This window comes from Burkholderia sp. FERM BP-3421 (assembly GCF_028657905.1).
GTDB lineage: Bacteria > Pseudomonadota > Gammaproteobacteria > Burkholderiales > Burkholderiaceae > Burkholderia.
In genome coordinates this window covers 211,978-233,337 of the sequence record NZ_CP117780.1, presented here as the reverse complement: position 1 = coordinate 233,337, position 21,360 = coordinate 211,978, and the positions used below count along the sequence as shown (strand labels likewise).

The 21,360-nt window shown below is 61.1% G+C and carries 16 protein-coding genes and 1 pseudogene; 14 read left to right on the top strand and 3 right to left on the bottom strand.

Annotated elements, in window-relative coordinates; translation table 11 throughout:
- Positions 1-14: 14 nt before the first annotated feature.
- From Bsp3421_RS01975 to Bsp3421_RS01945, 7 genes are all read left to right on the top strand, one after another.
- A complete protein-coding gene (locus Bsp3421_RS01975) occupies positions 15-1,355 on the top strand; it encodes an aminotransferase class I/II-fold pyridoxal phosphate-dependent enzyme (RefSeq protein ID WP_273995565.1) in 1,341 nt (446 codons plus the stop codon).
- Positions 1,352-2,365 carry a zinc-dependent alcohol dehydrogenase family protein gene (locus Bsp3421_RS01970; RefSeq protein ID WP_273995563.1) on the top strand — a complete coding sequence of 338 codons (1,014 nt, stop codon included), beginning with the start codon at positions 1,352-1,354 and terminating at the stop codon, positions 2,363-2,365. Before Bsp3421_RS01975 ends, Bsp3421_RS01970 begins: the two co-directional genes overlap by 4 nt.
- Positions 2,362-3,087: an ABC transporter ATP-binding protein gene (locus Bsp3421_RS01965; RefSeq protein ID WP_273995561.1), complete on the top strand. Its 726-nt coding sequence runs from the start codon at positions 2,362-2,364 to the stop codon at positions 3,085-3,087. Before Bsp3421_RS01970 ends, Bsp3421_RS01965 begins: the two co-directional genes overlap by 4 nt.
- On the top strand, positions 3,087-4,313 hold the full coding sequence (locus Bsp3421_RS01960; protein ID WP_273995559.1) for an ABC transporter permease: 1,227 nt from the start codon (positions 3,087-3,089) through the stop codon (positions 4,311-4,313). The genes Bsp3421_RS01965 and Bsp3421_RS01960 overlap by 1 nt, the downstream gene beginning before the upstream one ends.
- A gap of 40 nt (positions 4,314-4,353) precedes the next feature.
- Complete coding sequence (locus tag Bsp3421_RS01955) at positions 4,354-5,118, top strand: outer membrane lipoprotein-sorting protein (RefSeq protein ID WP_273995557.1); 765 nt, start codon at positions 4,354-4,356, stop codon at positions 5,116-5,118.
- A gap of 15 nt (positions 5,119-5,133) precedes the next feature.
- On the top strand, positions 5,134-6,489 hold the full coding sequence (locus tag Bsp3421_RS01950) for a hypothetical protein (RefSeq protein ID WP_273995556.1): 1,356 nt from the start codon (positions 5,134-5,136) through the stop codon (positions 6,487-6,489).
- A 67-nt stretch (positions 6,490-6,556) separates the two neighbouring features.
- A complete protein-coding gene (locus Bsp3421_RS01945; RefSeq protein WP_273995554.1) occupies positions 6,557-7,138 on the top strand; it encodes a cytochrome b in 582 nt (193 codons plus the stop codon).
- 468 nt (positions 7,139-7,606) lie between these two features.
- Here the strand turns inward: Bsp3421_RS01945 and Bsp3421_RS01940 are convergent, their stop codons facing one another.
- Positions 7,607-8,263, bottom strand: a complete 657-nt coding sequence (locus Bsp3421_RS01940) for a hypothetical protein (protein WP_273995553.1) — start codon at positions 8,261-8,263, stop codon at positions 7,607-7,609.
- A 1,236-nt stretch (positions 8,264-9,499) separates the two neighbouring features.
- On the opposite strand from Bsp3421_RS01940, the pseudogene Bsp3421_RS01935 reads away from it, so the two are divergent.
- The 7 genes and pseudogenes from Bsp3421_RS01935 to Bsp3421_RS34205 form a co-directional block, all read left to right on the top strand.
- A pseudogene (locus Bsp3421_RS01935) lies at positions 9,500-10,739 on the top strand (AprA-related methyltransferase); the annotation flags it as partial.
- Positions 10,740-10,936: 197 nt separating this feature from the next.
- Positions 10,937-11,251 (top strand): hypothetical protein, encoded by a 315-nt coding sequence (locus tag Bsp3421_RS01930; RefSeq protein ID WP_273995552.1) that lies wholly within the window; start codon positions 10,937-10,939, stop codon positions 11,249-11,251.
- A gap of 125 nt (positions 11,252-11,376) precedes the next feature.
- Entirely contained in the window at positions 11,377-12,279 is a 903-nt protein-coding gene (locus Bsp3421_RS01925; protein ID WP_273995550.1) for a MurR/RpiR family transcriptional regulator, read from the top strand.
- A 344-nt stretch (positions 12,280-12,623) separates the two neighbouring features.
- The gene (locus Bsp3421_RS01920; RefSeq protein WP_273995548.1) at positions 12,624-13,400 is read left to right on the top strand and encodes a response regulator transcription factor; all 777 of its coding nucleotides are present in this window, start codon (positions 12,624-12,626) and stop codon (positions 13,398-13,400) included.
- 664 nt (positions 13,401-14,064) lie between these two features.
- The gene (locus Bsp3421_RS01910; protein WP_273995546.1) at positions 14,065-15,165 is read left to right on the top strand and encodes a saccharopine dehydrogenase NADP-binding domain-containing protein; all 1,101 of its coding nucleotides are present in this window, start codon (positions 14,065-14,067) and stop codon (positions 15,163-15,165) included.
- A complete protein-coding gene (locus Bsp3421_RS01905; protein ID WP_273995544.1) occupies positions 15,162-15,632 on the top strand; it encodes a DUF2269 family protein in 471 nt (156 codons plus the stop codon). The genes Bsp3421_RS01910 and Bsp3421_RS01905 overlap by 4 nt, the downstream gene beginning before the upstream one ends.
- Positions 15,629-16,162 (top strand): DoxX-like family protein, encoded by a 534-nt coding sequence (locus tag Bsp3421_RS34205; RefSeq protein WP_443111416.1) that lies wholly within the window; start codon positions 15,629-15,631, stop codon positions 16,160-16,162. Before Bsp3421_RS01905 ends, Bsp3421_RS34205 begins: the two co-directional genes overlap by 4 nt.
- A gap of 489 nt (positions 16,163-16,651) precedes the next feature.
- Here Bsp3421_RS34205 and Bsp3421_RS01895 read toward each other — a convergent pair whose 3' ends face one another.
- Positions 16,652-20,083, bottom strand: coding sequence for a hybrid sensor histidine kinase/response regulator (locus Bsp3421_RS01895; protein WP_273995542.1), 3,432 nt, complete (start codon positions 20,081-20,083; stop codon positions 16,652-16,654).
- Positions 20,080-20,769: a response regulator transcription factor gene (locus Bsp3421_RS01890; RefSeq protein ID WP_273995540.1), complete on the bottom strand. Its 690-nt coding sequence runs from the start codon at positions 20,767-20,769 to the stop codon at positions 20,080-20,082. Before Bsp3421_RS01890 ends, Bsp3421_RS01895 begins: the two co-directional genes overlap by 4 nt.
- Positions 20,770-21,360: the final 591 nt, after the last annotated feature.

Genomic DNA, 21,360 nt, shown 5'->3' with positions numbered 1-21,360 from the left:
AAGGAACCCAGAGCATGAAACCAGAACTGCACGTCGAGCGTCTGCGCGCCAGCCTGCTCGGCAAGGCGAGCGCGGCCGGCGAGGATGCGATCTTGCCGCGCGCCGCGTCGAGCAAGGTGAAGATCGGGCCGGAGCATTACGACTTCGCGCATTTTCCCGAGCTGCGCGAATACACGAACACCCGCTGGTATTACGACAAGCAGGGCTATGAGTGGAACATGTACCGCGAGCATGCCGGCTTCGCCGGCGCGGAGATCGAGATCGCGGGGCGCCAGGTCGTCAATTTTTCCTCGTACAACTATCTCGACCTGTCCGGCGATCCGCGGGTGCAGGCTGCTTCGAAGCAGGCGATCGACGTGTACGGCACCTCGACCGGCTCCGGCCGGATCATCACGGGCGAGATCCCGCTGTACGGCGAGTTCGAACGGATGCTGAGCGAGGTGCTGGGCGTCGAGGATGCGATGCTCGGCGTCAGCGGCTACGGCACCAATGTCGCGGCGATCGGCTACCTCGCGCGCAAGCAGGATCTCGTGCTGTACGACGAGCTGGTGCACAACAGCATGCTGACCGGGGCGAAGCTGAGCGGCGCGCGCCGCTTCGCGTTCGCGCACAACGACTACGACGCGCTGGAGCGGCTGCTCGTCGAACACCGCGCTCATTTCGAGCGCGTGCTGATCCTGACGGAAGGCGTGTTCAGCATGGACGGCGACATTCCCGACATCCCGCGCCTGATCGACATCAAGCGGCGGCACCAGGCGCTCCTGATGGTCGACGAGGCGCATTCGATGGGCGTGATCGGCCCGCGCGGGCTGGGCGTGGTCGACCATTTCGGGCTCGACGGCGCGGACATCGACATCCACTACGCGTCGATGAGCAAGGCGTTCGCGACGGTGGGCGGCTATGTCGCGGGCCGCAAGGATCTGATCACGATGCTCAAGCACTACGCGCCGGGGCTCGGCCTCTACGCCGCGTCGCTCACGCCGTCGAACGCGGCCGCGGGCCTGGAGGCGCTGCGCATCATGCGCGAGGAGCCGCAGCGCGCGCGCCGCGTCGTGGAGAACGCCGACTACTTCCGCACGCGCGCGCAGCAGGCGGGCCTCGACATCGGGATGAGCCACGGCTCGGCGGTCGTGCCGATCATGCTGCCCGACGCCGAGCTGGCGCTTTGGCTGACGGCGCAGTTGTTCGAGCGGCAGATCTTCACGTTCCCGATGATCTTTCCGGTGGTGCCGCGCGACGCCGCGCGGCTGCGCTTCTTCCTCAACACCGCGCACACGCGGGAACAGATCGACACGACGATCGACCTGCTCGCGGCGCTGAAGCAGCGCGCGCCGGCCAGCAAGGGGTTGATTTGAAACAGATCCGCTTCGATGCCTTCGGCCGCCCCGCGCAGGCGGCCCGCTGCTGCGAGGTCGACGATCCCGGCCCGCCGTCCGCCTGGGACGTGCTGGTCGACGTCGAGGCCTGCGCGGTGAACCCGGCCGACCTGGCCCGGCTGGCCGGCCGCTACGGCGAATTGCCGAAGCTGCCCGCGACGCTCGGCCTCGAGGCCGTCGGACGCGTGGCGGCATGCGGCGCGTCGGTGCGCGAGGTCGCGGTGGGCGACCGGGTGATCCTGGTCGGCAACGATAACTGGTGCCAACGCCGCCGCATCCCCGCGTCGCTCGTGCACAAGGTCGCGCCCGGACTGGACGTGCTGCAGCTGGCGTCGCTCAAGGTGAGCGCGTGCACCGCGCTCGAACTGGTGCGGCGCCATCTGCCGCTCGCGCGCGGCGCATGGCTGGTCCAGAACGCGCCGCTGTCGAGCGTCGGACGGGCCGTGATGCAGGTGGCCCGGCAGGACGGCCTGCGCACGCTCAACATCGTGCGGCGGCCGGAGGCCGTCGCCCAGGTGCTCGCCGCCGGCGGCGACGCCGCCGTCGAAGACGGCCCGGAGCTGGCGCGGCGCGCGCGGGCCGCGATGGGCGGCGACGCCGCGCCGCTCGCGCTCGACGCGGTCGGCGGCGACGGCGTGATGCGGCTCGCCGAGCTGCTCGAACCCGGCGCGACGATCGTCAACTACGGGATGCTGTCGGGCCAGCCGGTGCGGCTCGCGAGCGAGGCGCTGATCTTTCACGGCATGACGCTCAAGGGCTTCTGGCTCACGCAGCGGCTGTCGCGCATGACGCATGCGCAGCGCGACGCACTGCTTGGCGAAGCGGTCGCGCTCCTGAGCGCCGGCGTGCTGCGCACGGAAATCGCGGCCGCCTATCCGTTGGACGCCATCGCGCAGGCGCTGCGTCATGCCGACGAACCCGGACGGCAGGGCAGGGTGTTCCTGCTGCCGAACGGCCCTGTTCCCGCCGCTTCCTTGGTGACCTCATGAAAACCGCATGGCATGACCTGTCCTCGCCCGGCGCGCGTGCGCCGGACGACGCGCCGATCGCGCGCCTGATCGGCGTGAGCAAGCAGTATCGCGACGTCGCGGCGCTCAGCCACATCGACCTGACGGTCAGGAAGGGCGAGATGCTGGCGATCGTCGGGCCGTCGGGCAGCGGCAAGACCACGCTGCTGAACCTGATTGGCCTGCTCGACCGGCCGTCGCAAGGCGAGCTCGAACTGCTCGGCGAATCGACCACCCCGTTGACCCCGGCCGAGTACGCGGCGCGTCGCCGCCGCGCGATCGGCTTCGTGTTCCAGAGCTACAACCTGATCCCGGTGCTCGACGCGCTCGACAACGTGCTGCTGCCGCTGCGCCTCAACGGCCAGCCGACGCCGGCCGAGCGCGAGCGGGCGGAGGCGCTGCTCGGCGAGGTCGGGCTGGCCCAGCAGATCCGCAAGCGCCCCGACCAGATGAGCGGCGGCCAGCGGCAACGGGTGGCGATCGCGCGCGCGCTGATCGCCGAGCCGCAGCTGGTGATCGCCGACGAGCCGACGGCGAGTCTCGACAGCCAGAACACCCGCGCCGCGATGCAGTTGTTCCAGCGGCTCAATCGCGGTCACGGCGTGACCTTCGTGTTCTCGACGCACGACGAACGTGCGCTGGGCTATATGGACCGTTGCCTGACCCTGTGCGACGGCCAGCTTCTCGATCGAGGTGAGCTGTGATGCATTCCTTTGTACTGGCGCTCAAGAACGCGTTCAGAAACCGTCGCCGCAGCGTCGTCACGCTGATCGCGATCGCGTTCGGGCTCGCGGCGATCAACCTGTTCAGCGGCTATATCGCGAACGTCTACGCGGGGCTGGAGCAGCAGGCGGTGATGGGCGAGCGGCTCGGGCACCTGACCATCTTCAAGCGCGGCTTCATGCTGGAGGGCAAGCTCAAGCCGAAGCGCTACCTGTTCTCGCCGCAGGAGACCCGCAAGGTCGAGTCGATCATCTACCGCGAGCCGGGCGTGAAGCTCGTGTCGCCGCGCCTGAGCCTCGACGGGCTGGCGTCGAACGGCCAGGCGTCGACCATCTTCATCGGCGAGGGCATCGTGCCCGCGCACAACGACGCGCTGGGCGCCGCGAGCCCGGGCGACGCCAGCGGGCGGCTCAACGCGCACCGCGAAAACGGCGTCGCGGTGTCGGAGGATCTGGCGAAGCTGCTGAACCTGAAGAAGGACGAGGTGTTCAGCCTGCTCGCGTCGACCTTCGACGGCCAGGCGAATGCGGTGGACGCGGAAGTGTCCGACGTCTTCAATACCGGCAGCGCGGGCACCAACGACAAGTACGTGCTGGTGCCGCTCGCGCTCGCCCAGTCGCTGATGAACACCGACGCGGTCGAGCGCTTCGTCGTGTTGCTCGATCGCGCCGAACTGACCGCGCAGGCGCGCACGGACCTGGAAGCCAGCCTGCGGGCCGCCGGCTTCGACGTCGAGATCCGGACCTGGCAGGAGCTGTCGAGCTTCTATACCCAGGTGAAGGGGCTGTTCGACATGATTTTCTCGTTCATCGCCAGCATCGTGCTGGTGATCTCCGCGATGAGCGTGGCGAACACCATGTCGATGGCGGTGGTCGAGCGCACGCGCGAGATCGGCACGCTGCGCGCGCTGGGCCTGAGCCACGGCGGCGTGGTCAGGCTGTTCGCGCTCGAGGGCTTCTGGATCGCGCTGCTCGGCGCACTGCTGGGGCTCGTCGTCACGCTCGTCGTCGCGGCCGCGCTCAATGCCGCGCAGATCGGCTATGTGCCGCCCAATTCGTCGCAGCAGGTGCTGCTGCAGATCGACCTGGACTGGCTGCGCATGGCGCTGATCGCGCTCGTCGTGATGGGCTTCGCCGTGCTGTGCGCCGCGTACCCGGCGTATCGCGCGACGCGGGTCGAGATCGTCGACGCGCTCAGTTTCGTCTGACCGGTCATTCACGCTCATCGCTTACTTTCGAGGATTCATCATGCAAGGTCTGAAACACTGGGTCGCCCTCGCGGCCTCGCTGATCGTCGTCCACGCAGCGCTCGCGGCCACGCCGCCGGCGGCGCAGGACGCCACCCGCATCGTCGCGGCGAGCGATCGCGCGCGCGGCGGCGGCCTGAGCGGCGTCGAGTGGCAGCTCGACATCACCGGCCAGGACGGCGGCAGCCCGATCGACAAGCGCAGCTACGCGGTGCGCGCGAGCGACGACGACAGCCTCGCGGAATCGACCTACCCGCCGCGCGATGCGGGCAGCCGGCTGCTGCAGAACGGCCGCAGCATGTGGTTCGGCAAGCCCAGCCTGACCAAGCCGGTGTCGATCTCCGCGCGGCAGAAGATGGTCGGCCCCGCATCGAACGGCGACATCGCGTCGACCAATTACGCGAAGGACTACGACGCGACGATCCTGCGCACCGAGCAGGTGAACGGCGAGGACGCCTATGTGATCAACCTGGTCGCGAAAAGCAAGTTCGTCACCTACGACCGGATCGTCTACTACGTGTCCGTCGCGCGGCTCGTGCCGCTGAAGGCGGAGTTCTACACCGTGTCCGGCAAGCTCTTCAAGACCGCCGCGTTCGAAATGGACAATCGGCTCGACATCGACGGCAAGCCCCAGACCTTCGTCAGCAAGATGACCATCCAGGACACGATCGAGAAGTCGAATTACTCGGTGCTGCAGTATCGCGAGGTCAGGACGAAGCGGTTCGACGCGGATACCTTCAGCATCGATGCGCTCAATCGGCCCTGACGGCGGAGGTCGGGTTTGACCATGCATCCGTCCGGGTTGAGGCGGCTCCGGCGCGGGCCGGGGCGCGCGGCGCGCGGCCTGCTGGCCGCCGCGTGGCTGCTCGCATTGGGCGCGGCGGCCCCCGCCCGGGCCGACGGCGACAGCGGCGGCGGCGCGGCGGACTGGCTGTCGTTCCAGTCCAATCTGCAGGTGCTCGGCTACGGCACGCAAACCGTGCTGAACCACGCGTCGCTCGTCAATCCGGGCAACCGCGTCGCGGCCATCTCGGAGAGCCGGGCCGAGATCGATCCGCGCCTGGACCTGACCTTCAAGGCCAAGCCGTGCTTCCTGCAGCTGAAGCCGCGCGGGTTCTTCGTATGGCAGAGCGGGACGCCCGCGTCGGCCGGCTATGGGTCCGCCGAGGCCTATCTGAACGAGGGGCGCCTGTCGTGCCGCGTGTCGGGTTCGGTCAACGCGGAGGCCGGGCGCGGCGTGCTGCTGTGGGGCAGCGCGATCCTGCTGTCGCCGAGCAATCCGTTCTTCGCCGAAACCGGCAAGACCGATCCCGTGCGGGAATTGCTGGGCCGGGATTTCGTGAGGGTGACGGCACAGCTCGCGCCGGCCTGGAGCATCGAAGGCATCCGCAATTTCCACGTCGACACGCGCGATGCGGCGAAGCCGTATTTCTCGCCGGTCGGCGCGCTGAAACTGAACTGGACGGGCGAGGCGGCGCAGGCGAGCGTGCTGGTCTCGCATCGCGACAACGGCGTGAACCGGCTCGGCGCGTATGGCACGTGGACGGCATCGAATGCGCTGCTGCTTTACGCGGACGGTTCGCTCGGACAGGGCAACAATGCGCTGTTCGCCGTCCCGCAACCGGGCGCGCCGGGCGGCTGGGGATTCGTGCAGAACCAGACCGGGGCGGGTGGGGTGCGGGCGAGCGCGCTGCTCGGCGCGAGCTATACGCTCGCCTCCGGGTGGACGCAGACGCTGGAGCTGCTCTACAACGGCGACGGCTATACGAGCGGCGAGCGGCAGGCGTACCAGCAGGCGATCCGCGCGGGCAACGCCGCGCTCGCGACGGGTAATCCCGCCGCGGCGGGCCTGCTCGGGCAGGCGCTCAATCTGCAGCAGAACCTGTTCGGCCGGCGCTATGCGTTGTACCAGCTCAACCGCACCGACCTGTTCAACAAGCTCGACGTGACGCTGCGCTACACGCAGGCGTTCGATGCGCCGCGCGGCGGGAATGTCGCGCTGTCGCTCAACTACAAGCTGGGGTTGAGCACCGAATGGTTCGCGTTCGCGCAATGGAACGTCGGCAATCCGCAATCGGAATTCGTGCAGCTGTCGCGGTTCTCGATCATGAGCGGCCTGCGTTACTACTGGTATTGAAAATACGCTTTACAAGCCTGTTGGATATTCGAATTTAATATTTTGTGGCGCTTGCGGGAAAATTACAATGGATGCGATGAGAGGTGGGGCGTTGGCGATCGAGGTCGGGCCGCGCAGGGGGTATTTTGTATTAATCCATTGGATAAATGCGATATTGCTATTGATGGTCGCGCTTTCCGGGGAATATTTCAGATGGAGTCAAGGCGCGCCATCAATGGTGGCGTATCCCATCATGGTGTTGCACGTAGCGGCGGGCATGGCAGGATTCGCCTTGATCGTGCCTCGCATCCTTGCAAGACGCCGTGTCGCAAAGCCTGTTGCATCGGGAAAATTTGATATCGGTCGATATTTTGCATGCGCGGTCTATATTGTGATTTACATCTTCATGATCGCTCAGCCGTTGATCGGATGGGCGATAGTCAACGCGAAGGGCATGGCGATTCCGGTGCCGCTGCTGGGTTATGAATTGCCAATTCTGGTCAAGCAGGATGCCGACCTCGTCCGCCAGTTGATTCGCGTTCATGTGGCGCTGGCGTGTATTTTCTATGGACTTCTGACAATACACGTGAGTGCTGCCTTGTGGCACCATTTCGTCAAACGCGACAATACGCTGAGAAATATGATGTCGGTGATTGGGTCGCGGGGTTGAGCCGGGACGAATCCCGGTTGTCGTTGGGCGAATCTCGGTTGAGCCGCTTGCGGCGCGCTCTGAAAGTGAGCATGCCGAAACGGTGTCCACGCGGCGATATGCGCGTGCCTGGCGCGACGCACGCCCATTCGTCCGGATCCGCAACAGAACCGGCTCGGCCGGCGCGATGCGTTGTACCCGCTCAATCGTGCCGGCCGGTTCAACGAGCGCGACGTGACGCTGCACGACACGCAGGCGTGCGATGCGCCGCGCGGCGGGTAGGTCGCACTGTCGCTCGACGACACGCCGGGATTGAGCGCCGAATGATTCGCGTTCGCGTCATGGCGCGTCGGCAACCCGCAATCGGAATGCGTGCCGCTGTCGCGGTTGTCGACCATGAGCGGCCAGCGTCACCGCTGGAACCGAGCGCCGGATTCGACCCGGGTCCGGCGGCGATTCGGCCGCAGCGCGGGCGAGCTATTTCCCGGGCTAGGCGCCGGTCTTGCTGACGTTCAGCTCGCAATCTTCCCAGTAGCGCAGCGGATCCTGATGCTGCGGGTAGTGCAAGTTGATCCACCCCGACAGCCGGGCCCAGTCCGGATGATTGGTGCCGGTCAATGACGACCAGTTCGAGGCGCGCTCGAGGATCTGTCCGTTGGCGCGATCGCGAACCAGCAGGCTGCCCATCCCGGTCGAACTGTTCGACTGCGTCTCGACCAGGTAGCGCGGCAACAGCCGGAGTTCAGCGTCCTCGGCCCAGCCGTATACCGCGCGCACCACGTTCGACGGGTCGCGTAGTTCAATGGGGCCCGTGGCGGGACGAATGGCCTTCCATCCTTCGGGAAACTCCGCGACGACCTCGCGGCTCGTTTCCCTCACCCACCTGACGCCCCACGCGCGCGCCATCGCCTCGCGCAGCTGGGGCAGGGATGCGTAGCCGGCGGGCAACACGATCGCGATCGGCAGCGTGACGAGGTTGTCCTTCCAGAGCTTGATTTCCTTTTCCGCGGGCCGGGCCGCGTCGAACGGGTTGCCGTCGAACGGATTGGCCGGCCGGCTGCTCGGCCTGCTCGTGTTCTCTCCCGGCAGACCGGCAAAAAGACGCTCGGCGTCCTGGCGGGTAAGTTTGGGTTTCCCTTGTTTCATGAGGCCTTTGTACAAAAATTTTTCCTTACCGCGACATCAAATCCAGGCCGTGCAGGGCAGGGCATGTCGGAATGTAGAGGTTCTCTCAGTGGTGATCGATACGCTGTGACGCGTCGAGCAGGGAGCATCGTGCCCGGCAGGCGCCGCTTGCGGCGCAATGGGCGCGGCCCGCTCGGGGATACATGCAGCGCGGGCTCCCCCGTCGGAATTGCGCCGGCATGCGTCATGGTCAACGACAGCCCATGCGTCGGGAAGCCGACCCGGCCTTGGCGCCGTGGCCTCGGCGGTCAAGCGGCGCTGATTCGCTCCGGGGGCTTTGCCGTCCCTCGGGGGCGTGCAACGCATGATATCGCCGATTGTGCCATAGGAGTAGCGACCATCCGGGCCGGGCCTTCCCCAATGCGTCTGGCCGACGCGCGTGCGCGGTGGAGCGCGGTTGTCTCGCCCTGACCCCATGCCCGACATTTTGCGCTCGCCATTCGCCCCGGACGCGGGCAGACGCGATCGCACACGCCGTCTCGGGTTCGCGCAGGCGCTGGCGTCGCGACGGGCTTTCTCCTTCGCAAGGCAAGCGTTGCTTCTTGGGCGGAGCGCGCGGCGGTTTCCGACCTGGGCGGACACATCGCGGCACCTGGACGGAAATCGGTCGGTGATCGAGGTCGACGCGGCGCGCGTGAATTGACGGGGAACAAGGTCGCCGACGTTGCGCTCAACGAAATTGCATCGGCGCGCCGCTCAAGTTAATGACCCGCCAGGACGCGTCATTCAATCGGATAACGGGTCAATAGCGGGAATTGGTGTTAATCACAAAAATGCCGATTTGTTGTTCTATTGGTGAAAATAAAAGTGCATTGATAGAGTGTAATTTTAATGATTCGATAGAAAATTTCATTTTCATCTTATGATGCATGAAATTGTTTAAGAAAATAGAATCATAATGTGCTTTGTGCAGAATACTTTGGGCGCAATTATTGAAAAGGATGGCATCTGGAGGTGATTTATTTTTATGGGATTTGCATTTGGTATGGCGCGTACTGAGCTGGTGAAATGTGATTGTAAGGATTTTGATTTTAATTCCAAATAATGAATTGATGATGTCGGAGTTTCAATTCGAGGATTTTCGATGGATCGTCCGACGCGGCGGTCATCGCGGAATTCGAATGCCGTGAGTGGCCATGCCGCGAATATCGCCGCCTGCGCCGCCGAATCACCCCCGTTTCCCAGTCAACTTCTCGTGAGCACTTCGTGTTGAACGCGGCGTGGGCGCTGATGGGCAGCACGGGCGTCGCGGACGTGGATCAGGCGGCCGCGCGCGCGGCTCAACGAAGCCGGTCGCATCCATCGGCCGATCGCCGCGCCGTACGCGGGGCTCGCCGCATCGTACCTGCGCACCTACGCGCTGCTCGACGAATTGCTGTTCGGAACCCCGATCCGCTCGACGTCGAGCGCGTGATGAACGTCTACGCATCGAGCGGCGCGGGGTCGGGCCCGGCGTCCAGGGAAATCTCGACGAAGATCATGTGCCGCCTGTTCGACGAGACGCCGCTCGATCAACAGCCGGCGGGCCTCTCCGACATGGGCTGCGGCGACGGCAGCGCGCTGCTGTGCCTCGCGCAGTACGTCATACATTCGACGCGGCGCGGCCGGCATCTCGCCGATTATCCGCTCATCGTGGTCGGCGCGGACTACAACGAATCGGCGCGCAGCCGCGCCGCGGATACGCTGTCGGCGCTGGGCAGCGTGCCGGGCGTGCAGGTGCGCGTGATCGACGCCGACATTTCGCAGCCCGATCGCTACGACGAAGCGGTGGCCGCGAGCGGTCTGACCGTGAAGGGGCCGGACGGCGTCTGCCGCGCGGCGCGGTTGAGCGATCTGCTGCATACGTTCATGTTCCTGGTCCACAACCGGCGGCTCGACGTGCGTCGCGGCGATGCTGCCGACGCGATCCTTGAACGCTCCTGCGGCAGGTCGACCGGAAGAATCTGCGCAGCGTCATCGAGCACTACTATCCGGGACAACTGACGGTGTCGGACGAATTCCGCTCGACGAGATCAAGCGCGCGTTCCGCGTCGCGTTCAGCGATGCCGAAGGGCTCGTGCCGGGCTATGTCGCGGCCGCCGATCTGATCGACTTCATCGCGCGCTGGAAGCCGCACGCGAAGCACGGCTTCCTCGTCGTGGACGGGCACAGTCCGTGGGCCGTGGGCCTGCTGGACGACGCGATTGCCGACCCGGGCCGCTGGACCCGTTCCGAGCAAGTGCCGGCGGTGTTCATTTGGGGCATGCACTGCGTGTCGCGGCAGTTCATGGCGCCGTTCGACGAGTTCGTGCTCGGGATGTGCCTCGCGGGATTGAGCCCGCGCGACGCGATTTACGGCCGCATCCATCCCGAGGGCTTTCCCGGGACGGACCTGTTGAACGAAGCTCGGTTCTTCAACATCGCGGACTATGTCGCGGTCGAGGCGGCGACGGCCTGAATTCGCCTGCCGGGGGCGGGGCCGGACTTCAGCGCGGGCGCCTTTCGTTTGACGGCCGGGGAGCAAGGGCGTCGGCGGCCGGCGTCCGCGTGACGCGATGCGGGCCGTGCCGGCACAAGCGGTCACGAGCCGGTCGCGCGTCGCGGCCGAATCCGAGGCGCGGGTCGGTCGGCTCGGCGAAGTCGTGTCGTTTCAGATTGCCTCCGGGTGAGGCAGGCGATGCGCAACTGCGCGATCCGGACAAGCGCCGCGCCCGTTCCGAACGCGATGGGATTCTGCAACCGGATCTCAAGCAGGATTTCGCTGAACACGCGTTGAACGAGACGCGGCACTGGACGAACCGCGGCGGCGTCGTTCCCGAGGTCAGGCCGATTGATCACATCACGTCGAGCGATCCGGACGAGGCGCTGAAAATTGCCTTCAAGGCTGCGTTGCGCACAGGCGCGACGCTTGATCGCTGCCAGGCATCCGTGGCGGAAGACGTTGGGAGTGCTTTGGATCGCCACTCCTGAAATTTGGCTGCCCTTAATGTCAGACAAGAACTTTCTCGTTTTTCCCCGGTTGCGTAAACCAATTTACAACATATAATTCCCTGTAAATTGGTTTACATACCTGATGCGAGCGTGCCCCAGTGGATATGGCCCCTGTTCCAGTCGATTCGAACGAGCCGTCTTGTGACGAGTCGGTCGACGCGCGGATTGCCCGCATGATGCCGATGCTCACGCCAGCACATCGGCGCGTCGCGGAATTCGTGAGGACGAATCTTCTCCATGCCGCCACCATGCGGATTGACGAATTTGCAGAGGCTGTTGATGTGTCTGTCGCCACCGCCAACCGTTTTGCGCGCGCACTAGGCTTCGACGGCTATCCGCATTTCAGGGCAAGTCTGGTGCCTGACCTTGAAGCAGTCTTCGCACCCGTCGAGCGCTTGCGCAGTGCTCTTGAATCGCAAACGCCCGTCCGGCAGGCGCTTGGCGAGGCTCTTGCCCGTGAGGCTCAGAATATCGACATGTGCTTGCGCGGACTGGATCATCAGGCGTCCGAGGAAGCCGTGAAGGAAATCGTGGAAGCTGACCGGGTATTTATTCTCGGTTACGGGTCCAGCGGCTATCTCGCGAACCTGATGGAACACGGGCTGAATCCTTATCGGAATAACGTGCAGGCCCTGTCGATGGCGGGCGGGCCGGAACATGCCGCGCGTCACCTCTTCAATGTCACATCGCGGGATCTGGTTATTGCGATCGCTTTTCCCCGATATGTGCGCGACACGATCGCACTGGCTAAACGGGCGCATGAGCAAGGGGCGCGGCTTCTTGCCCTGACCGACAGCCCTGCATCGCCTTTGGCCGGAATTGCTGACGTTTCCTTGTGCATCAACGCCAACCGACAGCTGACCGCGTGCTCGAACGCAACGATCCTGGCCTATATCGAAGCACTTTGCGATGCGGTGGCTCGCAGCTTGCCGAAGGCGGCGGCGTCATCGAAAAAAATGACTGAATTTGCGCTGCCTTGGATATATCTATCTGACCGCAATGAATAGGGGTGGTGGGTTGAAGAGAATGTGGCTTCAATGCCGATAAATGGTTGATTTATTTTCAAGGAGGTGGTTGGCATATAAAATCCGCCGAGGTTGCGGGCATATTGAATCGGATTTTCAGATTTTAATAACAATTAAAAAATTGAAGGTGGCATTAAATATGCCGAATCTGAATTCGTTGATCGCTTCCTGGATTGTCGGGGCCAGGATCATGCGATCTCGGTGCGCACGCTTGAGTCGATGGCGGGATTAATCGAGTTTCAATTGGTGAGGAATTTTTGCCGAAATATCTGCGAACTCGAAATGGCGGAATATAAACGTGTGGTGACGCGATGAGTATATTATTAGTGGAAGATGATCCGGCTCAAGCTTCAATTGTTGAGAAAGCGTTACGAGAGGCGGGTCGTGAGGTTTGCTGGGTATGCGATGGTGAACGCGCCGTGCAAGCGCTCAAAAGCAAGGCGATTGAGCTCGTGGTGCTTGACTGGCGATTGCCAGTAGTAGACGGTTTGGGCGTGTTGTATTGGATTCGTAGCAATCTCGGCGATGAACCAATCGTATTGTTCCTGACGGCCCGGATATTGGAGATTGACGTCGTCGCAGCGCTGGAGGCGGGGGCGGATGACTATATTGTCAAGCCGATTCGTGGCGCTGAACTTGCAGCGCGGATTAATGCGCTGATACGCCGAAATAAGCGCACCCAGAATCGATCCGGTTTGATTCGGGTCGGTGATTACGTTTTAAATTCGATGGCGCGAACTGTGACGTTTCGCGGCGAGATCATCGATTTGACAGCGAAAGAATTCGCTTTGGCAAATTGCTTGTTCGACAACCTTGGGAATATCGTTTCTCGAGATCTGCTGGCAACGCTCGCTTGGGGCAGAGCCCTGGACGGAACATCAAGGAGTCTGGATACCCACATCTATCGACTTCGACTGAAATTAGCACTTCGTCCGGAAAATGGATTCCGGTTGAGTGCCGTGTATACGCACGGTTATCGGCTCGACGAGGTTGGTGAAATCTCAACGGTGGGCAATTCCATGCCCTCGAACGAAAGCCGACTCGACATGATGTCGGGTGAGGCAAGCCCAATACTGGAGCAAAGCATCCGGCCTGCGGCATGAGAGTTCACGAGAAATTGATTCGAATCTTCATGGTAGCCGTAACGAGACGGGCTGCCACCGCGGTCAATGGCGAGCTGACCTGGCGGTACTGGCAGATCGGCCGGCGCCTGCAGAACGCGTGCTGCGAGGGGATCGGGCGAGCAGATCGTTGCCGCGCCGGCGCAGCGGCTCACGGCCGAATATGGGCGCGGCTGGAGCAAGCAGCATGCGACACTGTCTGCGCGTGGCTGAGGTTGTTCCCGATGAGCCGATTTTCTCCGCACTGCGGAGAGAATTAAGCCGGACTCATCTCAAGACGCTCATTTATCTCGATGCCCCGCTGAAGCGGGACTTCCATATCGCGCTCTGTCGCGTCGAACGCTGGCGTCGCGATAACTCCACGCGCGAATGCAGCCCATGCTGTTTGAGCGCAGCGCGTTGTCGCGCCAGCCCAACGCGGTCATTGGAGGCGAACTCATCGCATTCTCAAAGGCCAGTTTTACGCCTCCGCTCTCGGGCTCAGGGGTACCACCGCACCCGTCGTCTGGAATGCTATCCTTGCCAACCGCTGGGATATCCGTATTTATAAGAAACGTCTCGATCAGGACAGCTATTTGCGCCAAAGCCCCAACGGCCAGGTTGTCGTCCCGTGAGCGCGCCGGGAAGCAAACTACAGCACAAGAACATGCATACCATTCTCGTTATCGGCGGTTATGGCTTTTTTGGCGAACGCATCTGTGAGGCCCTCGCGCAGACCGAGGGTATCCGCCTGCTGATCGGCGGACGCAATGCTGCCCGAGCCAGGGCGGTCGCTGAACAGCTCGGTTTGAAGTCCTCTCAGGGCTTGGCCATCGACGCACGCAAGGCGGATCTCGCGGAGCAATTTCTCGCACTCGGCGTCAACTCCGTGATTCACACGGCCGGTCCTTTTCAGAACCAAGACTACACGGTGGCGCGTTCGGCGATTGCTGCCGGTGCAAACTACATCGATTTGGCGGACGGCCGCGATTTTGTCGTCGGCATCGAACAACTGGACACGGCGGCTCGCGAACGCGGCGTATTCGTGACAAGCGGTGCGAGCTCGCTGCCAGCACTTTCGTCAGCCGTGGTCGATCGCTATCTGAGCCGGTTCTCCCGTCTTGATTCCATTCGTCACGGCATCGGTTCCGGTGCAAGATCTCCAGGGCTTGCCACGATGAAAGGCGTCTTTGGGTATTGCGGAAAGCCGATTCACCGGTTGGTGGAGGGGCGCTGGCAAACCACTCGCGGCTGGCTCGATTTGCAGCGCTATCCTTTTCCCGCTCCTGTTGGCAAGCGCTTTCTCGGCAGTTGCGATGTCCCCGATCTGGTCGTGTTCCCGCGTCGTTATCCGGATGTGCGCACTGTTACGTTTCATGCCGGCTTCGCCAGTGCACCGGGGCACCTTGTGGTGTGGATGGCTTCGCAGCTGGTGCGCCTGGGCCTGATTTCCAGCATCCTGCCGCTCGCGGCGCCTTTACATGCGATAAGCCGCTGGCTGGAGCCGTTCGTCAGCGACAAAGGCGCAATGTTCGTCTCGCTGGAAGGAGCGGGTCATGACGGTAGGCCGCAAAAACTCGACTGGCATCTCGTCGCTGCGAACAACCACGGCCCGTATATTCCGTGCGGGGCCGCCATCGCTCTCGCGCAGAAGCTGGCGCGAGGAGACATCTTGCCCAGCGGCGCGATGCAGTGCGTTGGCCTGCTGACTGTTGAAGACTATCTCGCCGCGCTGAGGGAATTCGACATTCACGAAGTGCCCGCATGAACACCTATCTCATCCTCAAATGCGTCCATATCCTCAGTTCGACTGTGCTGTTCGGCACGGGAATCGGCATCGCATTCTTCAAGTGGATAACGGACCGCAGCGGAGACGTCAGGGCGATCCGCATTGTGACCGAACGCACGGTGCTAGCCGACTGGATCTTCACGACCCCTGCCGTCATCCTTCAGCCGCTCACCGGCTTGGGGCTCGCTTGGCCTGCCGGCTATGCGATCGGTAGCGGCTGGATCTTCTATGCAATCTGCCTGTACCTGCTCGCAGGGTGCTGCTGGCTTCCGGTGGTGTGGCTGCAGATGAGAATGCGCGATATCGCGCGGATCGCCGATGCCGAATGCACCACGCTCCCTCGACAGTACTGGCAATACGCGCGCGCCTGGTTCTGGCTTGGCGTTCCGGCATTCAGTGCGCTCGTCATCGTGTATTGGTTGATGGTGTTCAAGCCCGCGCTATGAATTCGCCTCGTCATACATCGAGCAGGTCGACACGGGGAGAAACGGTTGACGAACCGATCAAGAATCCTGAGCATCATCGAAACCCGAGCGATCCCGGGAAAAATCTTGTTCGGCTGTATTGGGCCATGCGGATGACAATGGCCTTCATATGGATATGGACCGCATTCACTTCATGGTTCATCTTTCCGCACGCGCAATCGCTGGAATGGCTGCGACAGGTTGGGCTTACGCACAACGCCGTTCCCGCATTTGTAGCCGCGTGTTTTCTCGATCTGGCCATGGGTGTGGTGTCGTGCTTCTTTCCATCTCGAAGAATCTGGCAATTGCAGTTCGTGGTTGTTGTCTTCTATTCGATCGCTATTGCTGTGTGTATTCCGACGTTCATTTTTCATCCGTTCGGCCCAGTGACGAAGAATATGACGGTGCTGTGCTGTCTCGCCTATCTCGTCATGATGGAGGGTTCCTTGAACTTGACGTCGGTAAAGCGAGGTCGGGCCGCGCAGGCCGAGCGTCATGGCGACTTTCATTGAGATAATTTTTTGTTAGCCATGGTAGCCGTTGAAAAGCCTGGGAAGTGATTGCACAACGTTTCTTTCCTGTCTACGAGACGGAGGGAAGTTGCTGATCAACTGTATCCAGCAGGAATATGTTGTCGTGCAAATCACACGCTTCTGCACTTCGCGCAAGGCTGCGGTGTACTTCGCCGCCTCCACGACAGTCATTGCGCTGAATTGAAGACCACGCTCGGGTCGGCGAACGCAGCTTCCTCTGGACCAGTGTTGCCGCAGGCTGGCAAGCGCTCGTGGAGAAACTCTATCGGCTCCTTGACCGGTGCGAGTAACGCGTTCCGTATTCGAGCCGTCAGATCAGGCAGGCACGTCACAAACGCATGAACGTGGTCATGTATCTATTGGCTAATCGCGATTTTCCGATTGATGACCGCACACGACCGCATACTGGCCGGGGAATCTCGACCGGATTCGTCGAATCCTCTATCAACCGGATCATTGCTGGGCAGTCTAGATCGCATACTCGATGGTCCAGGCGTGCGGCATACCTTTTTCTCCAGTACGCAGCCCATCGAGCCACTCGTCGACACATCTGTCAAGCGCTTCAAACTGACCCTCGAGTTTTTTGTCATAGCCGCCCGCACAAGCCTTTTCTAGTGCCCGAGCGCGTGCGCCGAGACCCTCTTCGCCAACCATGAGTAGCGCGCCGGCAATCTTGTGTGTGACTCGGGCGAGCAACTCCGCGTCATGATTGGCAGTCGCGGCGCGCCCGAGTGCAAGATCCGCGCTGACCAATTCGATTACGATCTCTTCCAGTTTCGGGTCGCGGGAATAGTCGAGCCGTGGATGAGGGTCGCTCAGCAAGCGGACAATACCGGACATGTTTTCTTCCAGCACGCGCCCGATGTCCGCAAGTGTCACTGGCTTGACTAGTATCGCCGCAAATCCGGTGTGATCGTCGTCTGCGACGTTGCGCCATTCGATGTTTGCAGTGACCAGTACGACCGGCGTTGCTATGTTGGCCTCGCGAAGTATCCGCACAAACGTGTCGCCGTTCACGCGGCTCATCCTGAGATCGGTGAAAATCAGGTCGTATTTGTGTGACAACGTCCGATCGAATGCATCGTCACCATCTGCTGATTCGTCGACGCATGCAACGCCGAGTTGCCTGAGTTGCTGCGCAATCAACTGGCGGCTGATTTCGTCGTCGTCGACGACTAGTATCCGGCGGCTCATTCTGAGCGCATTCGGCGGAGGGCTCGTGGTCCAGAAATGAGCGGCGGTGGCGGCACCCTCATCTTCGACATTCCCCCCCGCTGCAAGGAGTACCGCATCGATACATGCGACTTTCGAATATGAAGACACGAACCACGCGCAACCACGACGCACGGGGCGTAGAGGTCCATCGTCCGCAACCACGACGATGCCGCGCGCGGAACGAGCTATCTTCGCAAGTCGCTGTCGTGCAGGTGCTTGCATGCCTACTACCAATATAACCACATGGTCAGTGGACGCTTCGGAAACTTCCTGCGAAGAGCAGCGCGACAGCTGAGCACCTTCTCCAAGAAGCCAGCGCGGCAGATCATTCGGCCAGTCGGCACGCTCGACGCAAACCAAGCATGTCGTTCCACGCAGTCGCGCGTTGTCGTGACGTGAGGACTCGTTGCCTCCCGCATACGGCACTCGAAACGAAAAGCGACTGCCTTCGCCGAGCGTACTGTGGACATGAATGCTTCCACCCATTAAGTCGCAGAAGCTTTTACAGAGCGCAAGCCCCAGCCCCGAACCGTAGACGCCGATTGTGTGCAAATCCGCCCCGGCATGTGTCAACTGCGTGAAAGGCTCAAAAAGCCGTTGCATTTGCTCCGGGGGGATGCCGGTGCCCGAGTCGGCAACAATGATCTCGACGTCATGTTTGGAGGTTGCGCCCTCGCATAGACGCGCGGTCACAACGATTGCACCCCGATGAGTGAACTTTCCTGCGTTGTGGAGCAGATTCATGAGCACCTGCCGCAGTATTGTGGCGTCTCCGCATATCGAATCCAGCCCGGCGCCAATTCGGTAGTCGATGCGTACGCCTGGGCGCCTGATAAGAGGTAACAATGCCTGGATGCATTGTTCGACGAGTTCTCCGAGATTGAGCATTGACGTTGTGACCCGCCATTGATTCGCTTCAAGCTTTGACTGATCGAGCACGTTGTCGACGCGTGCAAGGAGCGAACCGAACGAACGCTGGATCACATCCACAAGTTCACGCTGGTCGGCGCTGAGCCTTCGATTGCCTAGCAATTCGAGATTCCCGAGCGCGCCGTGGAGAGGCGTGCGAATTTGATGGCTCATTGCTGCAAGGAAAGCACTCTTCGCACGGCTTGCTTCATCCGCCGCTTGCTTCGCCGCGAGCAGATACTGTTCGGAGCGAACACGTGCAGTTTGATCGTGCGTCGTGCAGAGCACGACGTCACGTCCCATGTATCTTGTGCCAAGACCCATGACTTCGAGGTGGATCGATTCGCCCCCCGCCGTGATCTCGTGTTCTATCCGTAACGGGGTCACCTCGACCGAATCGTTGTTGGGTAGGCGTGAATGGAGAAGCAGGAATAGCTTTGCGTGCTCGCAGGCGTAGGCACGGGCAGCACCATTCATCATTACAACGGCGCCGAACTTCCGGTCGTGAACAGATACGCCGAACGGCAGCAGATCGACCATCGCGCGGGTGAATTGTTCGTTCTCGCGACCCTCGCGGATTTGTATTGCAATCGGCATCAGAACCCGGCTGTCGAACCAGAAGGTCATCATCCACAGTAAGGTGAGAATTGCGACAAGTCCGCTGATTACGACAAGCGCGTCCAGCAATTGCCCCTTGACGGAAAGCGCTGGGTCGATTGTGTACACCCAAATCCACTTCCGGTCGATAGCCTCTTTCAACAGATAAAATGTCGAACCGATTCGTATCCAGCCTCCGTTGGACGTATGGGCATGGTCCCCACGGTTGCGTGCGATAGCCAGTGCATGCGCCTCGCATTGGCGAGTTTCCTCGGGTGGGTAGGCGAGCACGTCGGTACCGTTGACAAGGCAATAATGATGTAGCCGCTTATGTTTAAGCACACGACTGTATATCGTCGATCGAGGAATGCTCAATGCGTAGATGGCGATCACCTTGCCCTGGTGTACAACCGGCAAAACGTAGCTCAGTGCTTGCTGCTGTAGTGCGCGATCGTAGTGCAGCGGCAGCCACCATCCTTTCTGATGATTATGGCGTTTCGGCGGGTTGGCGCGCAGCGATTCGAATATGGGATGGATCCGATCAGCAATGTACGCATCGATGTCCTTCGGATTGCTTCGGATCACTTTGCCTAGTTCTGCAAGGTAATTTCCGTTGGCACCGAAGATATAGCTGACGTAGTTTGGATGACTCAGCGGGTCTGGGGCGTCCATGACCCAGAACCAGAAGTTACGCAGGAGACGCGACGAGCAGGGTAGGTGGTCGTGCTTGCCCCTACCTCGACGCGAGGGCGAATGATAGACGACTAGAGGACAGTCGCGCTCGGCGATGTCAAACTGCCGTAGATAGTCGGAATGCCTTTTGCGGTCGCTAGGTCCAAACCTGCGTAGATTGCTTCCCAATTCCACGTTCAAAAGTGTTTCATACAAGCCGATCGAGTAGTCGGCCTGTGATGCGATGTGTGCGAGCGACACATTGACCGCGTTGATCTGATCATCGAGCAGTTCGGCCTGGCTCGATAGGTAGCTGTCGAAATTGCGCAGGACAAGTAACGCCGTGGTAGAAAAAAGCGCGACTGTCAGGAGAGAAGAGCCAGCGAATAGGATAGCTCGTGCATAACCGTCCGCAGCAAACTGGAAGCCGCTGCGCGTGGTGCGAAGCCATCTTTTTTTCAGGATCTTCGACAGTAAATTAAGTACTTTTGCGACTTTCGTGATCATGCAGCGTCGTCCTCGGACAGGCTGCGGAAGGTGATCACAAGATCAATGTCGTTGCGTACCCCGAGCTTCTTCATGGCCGATGCTTTTTGTGTGCTTATGGTCTTCACACTGCGACATGTCTGACGGGCGATCTCGCTGATTGTCAGGCCCTGTGAGATCAGCCGAACAGCTTCGTACTCTCGATTGGTGAGGGTCTTTTCTCCCTGCGTATCCCGATTCGAGATTGATTTGATGTGCTCGGACATCAGCATCTGCGCGACTTTCGGGTCGATGTACAGATCACCCTGATGAACCGTGCGAATTGCGGAGACGAGTGACATGAGGGCGGAGCTGGCCTTCGAGATGAAGCCGCCGACGCCGATTGCAAGAAGTCGACGCACCAGCAGTGGATCGTCGTGAACGGTCAGCATCATGATGCGCAGGCCGGGATAGGTGCGCTTTAGACGAGCGATCAGTCGCATGCCGTCTTGTGCAATGTCGTCGTTGAAAGAGTAGTCGCATACGAGGACGTCACACACATGGGCCTCAAGTACTGCATGCAACTCGCCAAGATTGCCTACGGCCGCGATGAGGGCGATGTTCGCATCTGCCTCCAGTGCCTTGCGGATTCCCATAAGGACAACGGGATGATCGTCCGCGACGATTACCCGAATGCGTTGAGACGAATGCGGTGTCGTTGTATCCATGGATATTGCCTAGCTCAGGTATCAGCGTCACTGATGAGGGATCGTGGCGCTCTTGCGTGTAGTTTGTTTATATTGGTTTCCTGAAAACAATCAGATGCTGCACATGTTTTGTGATCAGGCATTGATAGCTTTTTGGAAGGAGCGCGATGGAGGTCTAGGTCGAATTTTCTCTGGCGGTGGCTTAGAGGCTATCAGTCTTATTTGGTAATGCGTACTGTATTTGAACTTTCTGTTGTAAAAATTTCGGCATGCAAATCGATACAATATCAATACATAACTTAACAATAAGAATTTTCCGACATAGATTTTAGGAATATTCCTATTAATAAATTCAGGATTCTAACCATTACCACAATCCTGCTTCGTCGCGACAATTCTTCTTCCGCCCCGGCGTCTATTGCCGGTCGAAATACTTGTGATTGGCACCAACCAATTTCGCGCAGCACTCAAGCTCATGCCTCGGCCTTCCCCGAGATGATGGCCATGTTTGACCGCGCGGGTCTGAGAAGGGGTGGAAGTTAACTTGCGAGGAGATATCGCCGTGTCTGCAGCCAGCACTAGATCCCATGGGAGAGGCTGACCGCACTGTCG

Coding starts and splice junctions, on each gene's coding strand:
- Bsp3421_RS01975 (WP_273995565.1), top strand. CDS start 15: ATGAAACCAGAACTGCACGTCGAGCGTCTGCGCGCCAGCCTGCTCGGC.
- Bsp3421_RS01965 (WP_273995561.1), top strand. CDS start 2,362: ATGAAAACCGCATGGCATGACCTGTCCTCGCCCGGCGCGCGTGCGCCG.
- Bsp3421_RS01960 (WP_273995559.1), top strand. CDS start 3,087: ATGCATTCCTTTGTACTGGCGCTCAAGAACGCGTTCAGAAACCGTCGC.
- Bsp3421_RS01955 (WP_273995557.1), top strand. CDS start 4,354: ATGCAAGGTCTGAAACACTGGGTCGCCCTCGCGGCCTCGCTGATCGTC.
- Bsp3421_RS01945 (WP_273995554.1), top strand. CDS start 6,557: ATGGATGCGATGAGAGGTGGGGCGTTGGCGATCGAGGTCGGGCCGCGC.
- Bsp3421_RS01940 (WP_273995553.1), bottom strand. CDS start 8,263: ATGAAACAAGGGAAACCCAAACTTACCCGCCAGGACGCCGAGCGTCTT.
- Bsp3421_RS01925 (WP_273995550.1), top strand. CDS start 11,377: ATGGCCCCTGTTCCAGTCGATTCGAACGAGCCGTCTTGTGACGAGTCG.
- Bsp3421_RS01910 (WP_273995546.1), top strand. CDS start 14,065: ATGCATACCATTCTCGTTATCGGCGGTTATGGCTTTTTTGGCGAACGC.
- Bsp3421_RS01905 (WP_273995544.1), top strand. CDS start 15,162: ATGAACACCTATCTCATCCTCAAATGCGTCCATATCCTCAGTTCGACT.
- Bsp3421_RS34205 (WP_443111416.1), top strand. CDS start 15,629: ATGAATTCGCCTCGTCATACATCGAGCAGGTCGACACGGGGAGAAACG.
- Bsp3421_RS01895 (WP_273995542.1), bottom strand. CDS start 20,083: ATGATCACGAAAGTCGCAAAAGTACTTAATTTACTGTCGAAGATCCTG.
- Bsp3421_RS01890 (WP_273995540.1), bottom strand. CDS start 20,769: ATGGATACAACGACACCGCATTCGTCTCAACGCATTCGGGTAATCGTC.